Source organism: Polymorphobacter multimanifer, assembly GCF_014205635.1.
In the GTDB taxonomy this organism is placed as follows: domain Bacteria; phylum Pseudomonadota; class Alphaproteobacteria; order Sphingomonadales; family Sphingomonadaceae; genus Sandarakinorhabdus; species Sandarakinorhabdus multimanifer.
In genome coordinates this window covers 41,731-52,057 of record NZ_JACIIV010000025.1, presented here as the reverse complement: position 1 = coordinate 52,057, position 10,327 = coordinate 41,731, and the positions used below count along the sequence as shown (strand labels likewise).

The window sequence follows — 10,327 nt, the reverse complement described above, 5'->3', positions numbered from 1 at the left end:
CATCCGGTGCCGGCCTGAACGACACCGCCCGCGCTCGCACCGCTCACATCGCCCTATCGGCCCGCGAACAACGCTGACTTCTTCAACACAATCGGCCCAGAAGCTGCCTCTCGCCGCAAGAATTGCGGATGACCGTTTGCCACCCCGTTCCGGCCGTTCACCTTTGATGAAACCACGGCCTAGCCCTTCGGGATCGGCGGGGCCTTGCGCAGGGGTTTGATCTGGTCTTCGAGGCCGGTCATTTCCCAGCGGGTGAGGGCGATGGGAACGAGGCCGCGGGCGATGAAATCGTCGTGGAATTTGGTGAGGTTGAAGGCTTTGCCTTGCTGCATGGCGACGTCGGTGAGGAGTTGTTCGATCTGCAGCTTGCCGAAGTAGTAGTTGAGGCCGAGGCCGGGCTGGCGGAGGTAGAGGGTCATGTCGAAGTTGGCGGTGTCGTCCTGCGGGGTCATGTACATCGGCGTGTCGGTGGCGAGGCGGGTGACGGCGGTGGTGTAGTCCCATTCGCCCGAGTGGACGAGCAGCTCGGGCCAGAGGCGGGCGGCGCGGTTGGCGAGGAGGATGTAGCTGATTTCGCGGGCCTTGGGGCCATCGTCGAGCCAGCCGGCCTGGGTGACGAGCTCTTCGAGGTAGAAGGCCCAGCCTTCGATGCGCGAGGAATCGATGAAGTTTAGGCGGGTGTCGGCGCGGATCGGATCGGTGCTGCGGCGGCGCCACATGCTGTCGAACTGGTGGCCGGGGAGGTTGTGGGCGCGCAGCGTGCGCGGCTCGCGGTCCTCGGTTTCGCGGAAGAAGCCGCGGCGGATGGGGGCATCGAAGGGGCCGGGGACGGCGGGATCGCGGTTGACGGGCATCACATAGGGGACTTCGGGCTCGGGCGGGGCGAGCCAATCGGGCACGGTGAAGATCTTCTTTTCCTTGAGGAACTTTAGAAGATCGATGTCGGCCTTGGTGCGCATGGCTTCGAAATCGGCGAGCGTGGTGACGGGGGGGAGCATCGGCGTGTCGCGGTGCTCATGCTCTTCCATCTTGAGGAAGGCCCAGGTGCGTTCGAGCTCGCGGCGGCCGAGGAGCTTCATGTCGTCGAAGCCCCAGGGGAAGAGCAGGGCGTAGCGGAGATACCAATCAAGCTGCGCCTTGCCGACGCCAGCGGCCTTGGGGAGTTTTGGTTGTTCGGCTTCGAGCCAGCGGACGAAATCGGCGCTGGCGCGCTCGGCGGCGGCGGCTTGTTTGGCGAGCGCAGGGTTGGACTTGGCGAGCTCGCGCGCCATGCGGCCATAGACGCGGGTTTCGATGCCGTGATGGGTGAGGCCCAGCGTGACGAGATCCCCCTTCATTTCGGTGAGGCTGCGGCGGGCGGCGGCGAGGCGCGCGGGCACCAGGGGGAGCTCGCGGGTATAGGCGGTGGTGGCGGCGGGGCTGAGCGGGTAGGTGGGGACGGGGATGGCGGTGCTGATCTTGGGCCCCCAGCCGAGGGCGAGGGTGGCGTACCAGCTTGGGTCGCGCGCGAAGGGGCGGAGCACTTGCTGCTCGAACCAGACCGAGCGGGCTTCGGCGAGGACGAGCATCAGGTCGGCGCGCTGCTTGACGGGCCAGGCACTGTCGTCGGTGGCTTCGAGGCGCTGCATGACGGTTTGTGCCATCGCGGCGCGGGCGGCCATGGCTTGCGGGCCGTGATCGGCGACGCCGGCACTCACCGGGACTTCGGCGGCGGCGCGAAAGCCCTTGTAGAGATCGACAAGCGCCGCATGATCGGCGACCTGCTGGGCCTGCAGCGGGGCTGCGACCATGACGCTGACGGCGAGTGCCGTTCTGAAGTCCAGCATTGTGTTGACCCCTCTCAATATGCGAACAAATGTATCCCTGCCGAACACTCTAGGCTCAAGGACCGTGCCATGGAAACCCCCCACCTGCAGCCCGAAACCGAATGGCGAAGCCGGGTCGAGCGTGTGCGCGCCGGGCGATCGCTGAAGCCGACGCATTGGCCGGATGGGGCGAAGGCGGCGGTGGCGCTATCGTTCGATTGTGACCATGAATGTTTCGAGCTTGGCGGCGGCGGCGAGACGATCGGCCGGCTGGCCTGGGGGGAGTTCGGGCGCCGGGTGGGGGTGCCGCGGATCCTCGAGCATCTCGGACGGCAGGGGGTGCCGGCGAGCTTCTTCATGCCGGCGGTGACGGCGCTGCTCGACCCCGACGAGACGCGGCGGATTGCCGGCGGCGGGCATGAGATCGGGCTGCATGGGTGGATCCATGAGAACAACAGCCATCTCGACCGCGAGACCGAGCGCGGGCTGATGATGCGTGCGCAGGATGTGCTGACGGGGATTCTGGGGCGGCCGGTGCGGGGGTTTCGCTCGGCGAACTGGGATTTGTCGCCGCACACGATCGCGCTCGTGAAGGAATTGGGGCTGGCGTATGACAGCTCGCTGATGGCGGATGAAAACCCCTATGAGCTGCTGATCGAGGGGGTGCCTTCGGGGGTGGTCGAGGTGCCGGTCGAGTGGATCCGCGACGATGCGGTGTATCTGCTGTTCAACCGCAACCCCGCGACGCGGCCCTGGACGACGCCCGATGATGTGTTCACGATCTTCCGCCGCGAGATCGAGGGGGCGGTGGCCGAGGGCGGGCTGTTCCAGCTGGTGATGCACCCGTTCGTGATCGGTTATCGGAGCCGCATCTGGATGCTCGATGCGATGATCGAGCATGCGAGGAGCCTGGGGCCGGTGTGGTTTGCAACGCATGAGCAGGTGGCGGACTGGTGTCTTGCGCACGCGTCCGCCTGAGCTGCTTCAGCGCTTCATGCCGAGCGCCTCGGCTTCGTCATCTTTGCCGAGCATCTGCCAGCGGATGAGCGAGACCGGGATCATGCCATAGCTGTTCAGCTCGTCGAAAAAGGCCTTGGTGGAGAAGGCCTTGCCCTGGGCTTCGGCGCGCTCGGCATAGAGTTTCTCGATCTGGTATTTGCCGGTGATGTAGCTGGGGCCATAGCCGGGGAGGCGCAGGTAGATCTGCTGTTCGGAGGCGAGCAGCGGCAGGGTGGGGCTCATCCAGCCGTTGGGGGTGCGGGTCACCTGCATCTTCATCGCGGCGGGCATGTCGATCATGTTGGCCTGCATGTAGAGCGAGGCGAGGCCGCGGGCGGCGCGCTGTGCCTGCATGATCCAGACGATTTCGCGGGCGCGCGGATCATCGTCGAACAGCCCGGCGTGGAGCATCATCTCCTCCATGGCGGTGGCCATGCCCTCGGAGCGTGACAGCCAGAGGTTGTAGAGCAGCGGGCCGCGGCGGATGTCGCTCGGCTGCGGGTCGGCGGCCATCATCTCTAGATCCCACCAATGGTAGAAGTGGGTCCAGAGCGTCATCGGGGCGCGGTGCATCGAGATGGCGAAGAAATTCTGCTTTTCGGGCGGGACGTAGCTGTCGACGCGCTTCATCAGCGCCGGGCGCATGTAATCGCGGACGGTGAGGATGTCGTTCTGCCCCAGAAAGCCGATGAACTTGTCCACCGAGGCTTCGGCCTGGGCGTCATAGGCGGCGGGCGAGGTGACGCCGGCGAGCTGGGGGAGCTTGCGGTTGCGATGCTCCTCGAGGCGGAGCGCGGCATGGGCGCGGGCGAGCTCGCGGCGGAGGATGGCGACTTCCTGCTCCCAGCTGAGGTCCGACAGCTGCACGTTGCGGAGGTACCAGGTGTAGTTTTCCTTGCCGACGCCCGAGGGGCCGGTCTTTTTGGGGGTTTCGGCCTTGAGCCAGGCGACGAAGTCGTTGGTGGCGGTTTCGGCGTTTGTGATCGCCTTGACGAGTTTGGGGTCGCCATTGCCGACGAGGTTGCGGAGTTTTGCGAGGGTTTCGGCCTGATCTGCCATGGTGCCGGTGCCCGAGGTCCAGAGATCGCGGGCGTTGCCGGTGAGCCAGCCGCGCGCACCCTGCAGCAGCGGTGGGACATGCGCGAGCTCGGCAGCGAGTTTGGCCGAGTCCGCGCTCGAGAGCGGGAAGTTGTACTGCCAGAGTTCGACGAGGCGCGGCAGGGTGGGGCCTTCGTGGCTGGGGGTGTCGCTCTGGGCGGCCCAGACGCTGTTGTACCAGGCGGGGTCGCGCTCCCAGGGCTTGAGGACGCGCAGATCGAAATCGAGGCCGTTCATTTCGCCGCGGACGATGTTGTAGTCGACGAGGGCCGAGGGGCTCCAGCCGCTTGTGTCGATGGCGGCGAGGCGGGCCTGCATGGTCTTGAGGCCGGCGCGCTTGCGGGACAGCTCGGCGGCCGAGAAATCGGGGGCGCCGTTCTTCTCGCCGCTGGCCTGGAAGCTGCGCCATTCGGTGAAGAGCGTGGCGAGCGCGGCCGGAGTGGCGGTGGTGGTGGTTGCGGATTGCGCCATGGCTGTGGCGGGGGCGGCGAGCATGGTGCTGCCGAGCATGGCGGCCATCATGAGCGCCTTCAGAGCCGGTTTCATCGATTGTCTCCCCTTGGATGCTGTCATTTGATGCGATCTGCGATGAGCCAGCGGCCGATGAGCAGCGTGCCGGTGTCGGCGGCGAGGCTGGCGTCTTCGATGCGGGCGGAAAATCCTGACGTGTGGAGCTGATCGGCGGCGGCCTGGGTTGCGGCGGCATCGGGGGCGGCGGCGAGCATGGCGGCGAGCCGGACGCGGTGGCCGGCGAGGCCGGCGGCGAGGGCATCGACCGCGGAAGTGGGGCCATGCGGGTCCTGCTGCGTGGCCATGGTGCCGCGCCAGACGGCTTCGAGCAGGCTGTTGTTGGCGTCCTCATCGGCGCGCGCGACGATGGCGGCGAGCAGCGCGTCGATGTCGGCGGCGGTGGTTTCGGTGGCGTTGCTGAAGTGGCGGTGGAGGCGGGGGGCGAGGGCCTGGGCTTCGAGCCAGTCGATCTGTGCCAGCTGCTCGCGGGCCTGTTCGCAGGGCGCACCTTCGGTGGCGTGGACAAGCGCCACGAGGCGGGCGTTGCAGACGCGGGCGGCTTCGGCGATCGCAGCGGGCAAGCCGGCATATTCGAGGCCGAACTGGCTGACGACCAGCGCGAATGCCTTGTCGGGGAAGGGCAGGGCGGCGGCGTCGAGGCCTGACTGGAAGGGGAAGGGGGCGGCGATGATGGTGGCAAGGTCGATGCCGAGCCAATCGTGCGTCGGCGTGCCGGCATGGTGCCAGAGCGCGCCGCGACCGCAGGCGATGTCGAGCACCGGACGGGGGGCGGCTGCAAACAGCTGGCGCCAGCGATCGGCAAGCAGTGCCTGGGCGGCCGGCGGGAAGCCGGTGGTGCAGCCATGCGGCTGCGCCTCGCGCCAGAACGACGTCCAGGGGTCTTGCTGTGTCACGCGGCGAGCATGGAGAGAGCGTGGCCGATTGGCAACAGAGCGGCCACCAATTTTGTTCGCATAGCAACCTAAAGTGCGCCCAGCGTGCATATTTTGTTGACAGTCTGTCACATCGGAGAAATATTCGATGAACGGGCTCGGTTGTGCCGGCAGGGGAGTGCCGATTGCGCAGCTTCGTCGCAAGGCGTTGAAAAACTTTTGTGTTTTCTTCAACTCGGGTCGGGACAGAGGGGATTGTCACCATGCAGCGGATGAATCGGCAGCTTAGAGGGGGAATGCGTTCGCTCCGCAAACAGGCGTTGTTGGCGAGTGCCGTCGGCGTGCTGGTGCAGACGATCGCGGCGCCGGCCTTTGCACAGGTGGTGACCGCGGACGAGGGCGTGGCCGAAGAGCAGATTGTGGTGACCGGCTCACGCCTGGCGCGGCGGGACCTGGTGGCGACATCGCCGATCGCGACGATCGGTGCCGAGGTGATCCAGTCCCAGGCCGCACCGACATTGGAGACGGTGGTCAACCAGTTGCCGCAGCTGCAGCCTTCGACGACATCCTCGTCCAACCAGTCGGGTGGATCGGGCGTGCTGGCGGCCGATCTGCGCGGGCTGGGGCCGGAGCGGACGCTCGTGCTGGTCGATGGCCGGCGGTACAACCCCGCCAACTTCTCGGGCCTTTCCGACCTTGCGACGATTCCCGATCTGCTGGTGGACCGCATCGAGGTGATCACCGGCGGTGCGTCGGCGGTCTATGGGTCGGATGCCGTGGCGGGTGCGGTGAACTTCGTGCTCAAGCGCAATTTCGAGGGGCTGCAGGCGCAATATGCCTATGGCGAGACCGATCGCGGCGATGGTGCGAGCCACAAGGTCGATGTGATCTTCGGTGCCAACTCGGGCGATGGCCGGGGCAATGTGACCGCCTATTTCAGCTATACCAAGCGCGACCAGGTGCTGATGGGCGACCGGGATTTCTCGAAGCAGCCTTTCCTGGCCGATGCCAATGGCGTGTTCCAGCCGTTCGGCTCGGGGAATATTCCGGGGGGCTCGATCGGGCTCAACGCGGCGCAGCAGGGGCAGATCAATGGTGTGCCTGATCTGAACAATGCGTCGGGAGCGTGCAACACCGGCAATGCCGGCATCAAATTCGGCGGCAATGGCGGTGCACCCGAGCCGTTCTGCCGGTTGCGTGACCAGTTCAACTATGCGGCGCCAAACTTCCTGCTGCGGCCGCTCGAGCGCTACCAGGCGGCGCTGACGGCAAATTACGAGCTGACCGATGGCATCGAGGCCTATGGGCAGTTCTTCTTCACCAAGAAGGAGAATTCGTTCCAGCAGGCGGCCGAGGCGGTGAACCCATCGTCTTCGGGGCAGCCGGCGGGCACGGTGCTGATTCCCAATGCCACGACCAACCCGTTGTTCAGCCCGGCGCAGCAGGCTTTCTTCGGCGCCAACCGGGCGTTTTTCGACCCCGACGGCGACAATATCTTCACGGTGCGTGGCTATGGCCGCCGCTTCGAGGAGTTCGGGCCGCGCACGGTGAGCTTCGTGACCGACAGCTTCAACGCGACCGGCGGGTTGCGCGGTGACTTCGACATCGGCGCCAACAATTGGCGCTGGGACACCTTCTTCCAGTATCAGCAGGTCGATGAGAGCAACACGCGGCAGAATCTGCTGAGCCGGTCGCGGACCACCGCCGGGCTCGACGTGGTGCTGGTGAACGGGGTGCCGCGCTGCCGCAACTCGGAGATCCCGGGGTGCATTCCCGTCAACATCTTCGGCACCGACACGCTGACGCCGGCCATGGCCGACTTCCTGAGCGTGAACTCCACCATCGACAGCCGTTTCCGCCGTGTGGTGGCGGGTGGCAGCGTGGCGGGCGATCTGTTCTCGCTGCCGGCGGGTGCCGTGAGCACCGCGTTCGGTGTGGAGTATCGCAAGGACAGCTTCTCGATCACCCCCGACGAGGTGGCGCTGCAGAATGACCTGGCGGCCATTGCCGTGCCGCCGGTCATCAACGCGGGGTCGTTCAACCTGTTCGAGGTGTTCGGCGAAGTGCGGGTGCCGATCTTGGCCGACCTGCCGTTCGTGAAGAGCCTGGCGCTCGAGGGTGCGGCGCGTTACGCCGACTATAACACCATCGGCGGCGCGCTGGCGTGGAAGGCGGCGGTCGATTGGGAAGTGAATGACTGGCTGCGGCTGCGCGGCAATTACAGCCGCTCGATCCGGGCCCCCAACCTTTCCGAGCTGTTTTCGCCGACCTCGCAGGGGTTCCAGGGCGGGCGTGACCCGTGCCTTGCGGTGAACAATCCGAGTGCGGCGCAGAAGGCGCTTTGCGTGGCGCAGGGTGTGCCGCAGGCGTTTGTCGATACGCTGACGGTGGGGCAGAGCCAGGGCTTCCAGGTGGAAAGCGGCGGTAACCGGCTGCTCGAGGAAGAAAAGTCCAACACGCTGACGCTGGGCATGGTGATCACCCCGGCGCGGGCGCTGGCGTTCACGGTCGATTATTACGACATCAAGGTGGAGGGTGCGATTGCCCAGGTGGGGGCGCAGGTGCTGCTCGACACCTGCTTCAACACGCTCGAAGCCAACAGCGTGTCGTGCCAGGCGATCAGCCGCGATACCTTTTCGGGGAACATCCAGTTCATCCGCGCCTCGCTGCAGAATGTGGCGGAGCGGCGGGTGCGTGGCCTCGATGTGGGGGCCAATTATGGCCTCGACCTGCCGAGTGCGGTGGCGATTTCGGGTGAAGGGGCGCGGCTGGGGCTGTCGCTCAACGCATCGTGGCAGTTCCAGAACAGCACGGTGCCGGCGGCCGGCCTGCCGACGATCGATTGCGCCGGCTTCTACGGCGGCGCCTGCTCTTCGGACTCGGCGCGGATCTCGCCTGACTTCCGGGCGTTTGCCGGGATCGATTATACCTCGGGGCCGCTGAGCGTGCGCAACCAGTTCCGCTACATCGGCACCCTCGAGCTGCTGCCGGGAGCGCCGCCGTCGCAATCGGGGACTCTGGGGGCCGAGACCTATTGGGACATTTCGGCGCGGATGAAGGTGTTCAAGAACTTCGAGCTGTTCGGCGGCATCAACAACCTGCTCGACAACCAGCCGCCGATCATGGGCTTTGCGGCGGGCGGCGATTCCAACACCAATCCGCAGCTTTATGACGTGATCGGCCGCCAGTATTTCGCGGGCGTCAACGTCCGCTTCTGAGGGCTGACAACAACGCCGGCGGGGCGCACCCTGCCGGCGGCACTTATCAGGGAGGGAACCCCATGTTGAAGACCTTGGCTACCGCGTCCGCATTGGCGGTGCTGGCGCTTGCCAGCATGCCGGCGGCGGCGCAATCGGCACTGGCCACGCCGATGGCCGAGTCCGAACGGGCCGGGCCACCCAAGGGCCGTGGCAGCTACCAGGACATGGCAACGCTTTATGCGGACTTCATGCGCTGGCAGAATCTGAGCCCGGCCGACGGCGATGACAGTGTGGGCGTGCCTTCGCGGGTGCGGGACTTCAGTGCGGCCACGGTGGCGAAGCGGCGGACCGAGATGGCCAGCTATCTTTCGCGCATGGAGGACATGAACGTCGCGTCGTGGGATCGATCACAGCAGGTCGACTGGCTGGCGGTGCGCGCCAAGATGCTGCAGCAGCATTTCACGCTGCAGGTCGGCAAGCCCTGGGAGCGCGACCCGGGCTTTTATGTCGACCAGATGCAGTCGGTCGCCTATGCCGATCTGCCGGCCACCGGACAGGATCTGGCGAAGATCAAGCGCGGGCTGCAGGATATTCCGCTGCTGGTGCAGGGTGCCAAGGCGAATCTGCAGAATGTGCCGGCGGACTTCGTGACGCTGGCGCTGTTCAACCTGCGCAATGCCGATGGCGTGGGGCATGGGATGCCGTATCGGCCGGTGCCGCCGGCGGGTGTGATCGGCTGGTATGACGACATGCTGGGCCGGGCGCGCACCGCGCAACCCGAGCTGGTGGCCGATCTCGAAGCCGCCAAGCGCGCCGCCGTGGAGCTGGAAGCGCATCTGAAGGCCAACCGGGGCCGCTGGACAGCGCCGGCGGGCGTGGGGAAGGCGAACTTCAACTGGTATCTGAAGAATGTGAAGCTGCTGCCCTACAACACCGATGACCTGCTGGTGCTGGGCGCGCGCGAAACCGAGCGGCTGTGGGCGCAGCACGCGCTGGAAAAGCACCGCAACCGCAATTTGCCCGAGCTGAAGCCGGCGGCATCCGAAGCCGAATATGAGGCGCTGAAGAAGGAGACCGACCGGCGCATCCGCACCTTCCTGGCGAAGGAAGAGATCATCACCGTGCCCGCGGACATCGGCAAGCTCTATGTCAATGTGCCATGGATCGTCCGCGATGGCGGGCGCAACTTCTGGGAGGAGGTGCAGTTCCGCGATCCTTCGCCCGATTATTTCCATGCGACGATCCCCGGCCATGCCTTTGACGGGCAGATGGCGAAGCGGGTGAAGAACCCCATTCGCGCGACGATTGCCGATGGCGTGCGCAACGAGGGCTGGGGTGTTTATCTGGAGGAAGCGGCGCAGCGGCTCGGCTTCTTCGAGGATATTCCGCGGGTGCGCGAGCTGATCGACATCTTCGGCATCTTCCGCGCGGTGCGGGTGGCGGGGGATATCGACCTGCAGCTCAACCGGGCCAATTTGCAGCAGATCGTCGATCGCTGGAAGACGCTGACACCCTGGCTCGACAACAATGTGGCGCGGGTGGATGCGGAAATCTATCTGCGGCGCCCGCCCGGCTATGGGCTTGGCTACACGATCGGGATGATCGAGATGTCGAAGCTGATCGCCGATGTGAAGGTGCAGCAGCGCGACAAGTTCGTGCTGAAGACCTTCCATGACGACTTCATGGCGGCCGGGCGCGTGCAGATGAGCCTGCTCCGCTGGGAGATGACCGGGCTCGACAATGAAGTGCAGCACTTCTGGAAGGCCGATCCGCTGCCGGCGCAATAGCCGCTGGACCTCCGCATCGGGATATGGACAACTTC

6 protein-coding genes are annotated in these 10,327 nt (G+C 65.9%); 3 read left to right on the top strand and 3 right to left on the bottom strand.

Annotation, left to right across the window (positions count from 1 at the left end):
* Window positions 1-179: 179 nt before the first annotated feature.
* Window positions 180-1,826 (bottom strand): DUF885 family protein, encoded by a 1,647-nt coding sequence (locus tag FHS79_RS15060; protein WP_184201959.1) that lies wholly within the window; start codon window positions 1,824-1,826, stop codon window positions 180-182.
* 69 nt (window positions 1,827-1,895) lie between these two features.
* On the opposite strand from FHS79_RS15060, the gene FHS79_RS15055 reads away from it, so the two are divergent.
* Window positions 1,896-2,783, top strand: a complete 888-nt coding sequence (locus FHS79_RS15055) for a polysaccharide deacetylase family protein (protein ID WP_184201956.1) — start codon at window positions 1,896-1,898, stop codon at window positions 2,781-2,783.
* 6 nt (window positions 2,784-2,789) lie between these two features.
* Here the strand turns inward: FHS79_RS15055 and FHS79_RS15050 are convergent, their stop codons facing one another.
* Together FHS79_RS15050 and FHS79_RS15045 are read right to left on the bottom strand one after the other, a co-directional pair.
* Window positions 2,790-4,448, bottom strand: coding sequence for a DUF885 family protein (locus FHS79_RS15050; protein WP_207792378.1), 1,659 nt, complete (start codon window positions 4,446-4,448; stop codon window positions 2,790-2,792).
* A 23-nt stretch (window positions 4,449-4,471) separates the two neighbouring features.
* A complete protein-coding gene (locus FHS79_RS15045; protein WP_184201953.1) occupies window positions 4,472-5,326 on the bottom strand; it encodes a class I SAM-dependent methyltransferase in 855 nt (284 codons plus the stop codon).
* 275 nt (window positions 5,327-5,601) lie between these two features.
* On the opposite strand from FHS79_RS15045, the gene FHS79_RS15040 reads away from it, so the two are divergent.
* Both FHS79_RS15040 and FHS79_RS15035 read left to right on the top strand, forming a co-directional pair.
* On the top strand, window positions 5,602-8,523 hold the full coding sequence (locus FHS79_RS15040) for a TonB-dependent receptor domain-containing protein (RefSeq protein ID WP_184201950.1): 2,922 nt from the start codon (window positions 5,602-5,604) through the stop codon (window positions 8,521-8,523).
* Window positions 8,524-8,585: 62 nt separating this feature from the next.
* A complete protein-coding gene (locus FHS79_RS15035; RefSeq protein WP_184201947.1) occupies window positions 8,586-10,292 on the top strand; it encodes a DUF885 family protein in 1,707 nt (568 codons plus the stop codon).
* The last annotated feature ends 35 nt before the right edge of the window (window positions 10,293-10,327 follow it).